Origin of the sequence: Rickettsia endosymbiont of Cardiosporidium cionae (genome assembly GCF_015476335.1) — a bacterium.
Classification (GTDB): Bacteria; Pseudomonadota; Alphaproteobacteria; order Rickettsiales; family Rickettsiaceae; genus JADHZC01.
Map to the genome: position 1 here is coordinate 1 of NZ_JADAQY010000015.1, position 1,805 is coordinate 1,805.

Consider the following 1,805-nt stretch of genomic DNA (forward strand, 5'->3'; position numbering starts at 1 on the left):
GATTCGTGACCGTACCAATGCTGGTTTGTCAGCTGCCAGAGCAAGAGGTAGATTTGGAGGAAGACCAGCAAAGATTACTACTCGCAAATTGAGAATTATAATGGATGCAATGAAAGATAGAAATACTATTGTTAAGGATCTTGCAGCTGATCTTGGGATTTCTCCGAAATTAATATATCGGTATATCAGTCCAGAAGGGGAACTAAGAGAACATGGAAAAAAATTGTTGGACTCAGAAAATAAGAAAAAGAAAAAATAATGAGCAAAACAACAAAACCAGAAGACCAAGATATACAAAACTCTGACCATGATGGATTTTTTAAAGAAATGCTCTCATATCCAGAGATTCGTGTTCCATTCCTGAGAAGACATTTAAGAAAAGATACTTTAGAAAAAATAAACATAGAGGAGTTATGTTTACAAAAGGAAACTTTTTTAGATGAAGAATACATTAAAACTGCTAGCGATCTTGTTTTTGCTACAAAAGATAAGGGAGTATATGTATATATGCTTTTAGAACATCAGTCTACTCCTGACCCAGAAATTGCTTACAGATTTCAAAAATATGAGTTTGGCATTTTAGAAAAATTTCGCAAAGAATTTCCAGGAAGAAAATTTCCCACTATATTCCAAGTACTCATATACAATGGCCAAAAAAAATATAATATAAGTACAAAATTTTGGGATATGTTTGAGGATCCGGCAACAAGAAAAAATATTTCAGACTTTGGACATGAGCTCATAGATTTGCAAGCTATGGAGGATACACTTAACAGAGCAGAGATTTTAGAGTATTTTGGAAAGCATCTAGAAGCTAGGAATAGAGGGATTTTGGATTTGCTAGAAAATATATGGAAAAAATGGTATAATGTCTCCGACAATGAGATCAGAGTGATGATGATAGGGGTTGCTAGATATGTTGCAGCATATTATCCAGGTAAAGAAAAAATAGAAAATTTGTTTAATAAATATGGAGGAAAAAACATGGAAGCGGTAAAAGGAAGTTTTGCACATTATTATATAGAACAGGGTAAAGCTGAAGGTAAAGCTGAAGGTATAGAAAAAGGTATAGAAAAAGGTAAAGCCGAAGGTATAGAGTTAGCTGCAAAAAATATGTTAAAAGCAAATGCAGATGTAATCTTTGTATCGAAAGTAACAGGATTATCCTTAAGTAAAATAGAAGAATTAAAGCAAAATTTATAAAAAAACATGGAAGCGGTAAAAGGAAGCTTTGTACATTATTATATAGAACAGGGTAAAGCTGAAGGTAAAGCTGAAGGTATAGAATTAGCTGCAAAGAATATGAGATCACTTGGAGTGGATACCAATATCATTTCGAAGACAACTGAATTATCTATAGAAAAAATACAAAATTTGTAGGAACAATCTAATGAATAAAGTTGAGTTTATAGAATTTATTGCGAAAAAACATAAAATCTCTAGTCTAAATGCAAAACAACTATTAGAAATAGTTTTACGTTCATTACAAGAAGTTTTAGCAGAAAGAGGAGTTGTTAAAATTTCTGGATTTGGAAATTTTGCAGTTAAAGATAGAGCAGCTAAGATTGGAAGAAATCCTGCAACAGGAGAAAAAATGCAGATTCCAGCAGGAAAATCTGTCTCTTTTAGAGCAGGTGCAGAAACTAAAAAATTGGTTAGCGACTAATTATTTTTTTCAATCAAGTCCTTTAATATCAGCTCTACTTCTTCTATAGTTAGGCTAACTATAGAAGCAATTTCTTCTACTGTGAAGTCGTTTCTAAACAGTGATCGTGCTATGCTTTCTATAGTATTTAGATTCTCTT

The 1,805-nt window shown here is 32.3% G+C and carries 4 protein-coding genes; all 4 read left to right on the forward strand.

Annotation, left to right across the window (positions count from 1 at the left end; genetic code table 11):
• The coding region (locus IHI24_RS04585) for a hypothetical protein (RefSeq protein WP_458693521.1) at nucleotides 1–259 on the forward strand (259 nt) is incomplete at its 5' end.
• Nucleotides 259–1,203 (forward strand): Rpn family recombination-promoting nuclease/putative transposase, encoded by a 945-nt coding sequence (locus IHI24_RS04590; RefSeq protein ID WP_194966889.1) that lies wholly within the window; start codon nucleotides 259–261, stop codon nucleotides 1,201–1,203. The genes IHI24_RS04585 and IHI24_RS04590, both read left to right, overlap by 1 nt.
• 6 nt (nucleotides 1,204–1,209) lie before the next feature.
• Nucleotides 1,210–1,380 carry a hypothetical protein gene (locus tag IHI24_RS04595; RefSeq protein ID WP_194966890.1) on the forward strand — a complete coding sequence of 57 codons (171 nt, stop codon included), beginning with the start codon at nucleotides 1,210–1,212 and terminating at the stop codon, nucleotides 1,378–1,380.
• Between the two features lie 10 nt (nucleotides 1,381–1,390).
• Entirely contained in the window at nucleotides 1,391–1,666 is a 276-nt protein-coding gene (locus IHI24_RS04600; RefSeq protein ID WP_194966891.1) for an HU family DNA-binding protein, read from the forward strand.
• Nucleotides 1,667–1,805 lie beyond the last annotated feature (139 nt).

Excerpts from the sequence above, each read along its gene's own strand:
- IHI24_RS04590 (WP_194966889.1), top strand. The coding sequence starts at position 259 with ATGAGCAAAACAACAAAACCAGAAGACCAAGATATACAAAACTCTGAC.
- IHI24_RS04595 (WP_194966890.1), top strand. The coding sequence starts at position 1,210 with ATGGAAGCGGTAAAAGGAAGCTTTGTACATTATTATATAGAACAGGGT.
- IHI24_RS04600 (WP_194966891.1), top strand. The coding sequence starts at position 1,391 with ATGAATAAAGTTGAGTTTATAGAATTTATTGCGAAAAAACATAAAATC.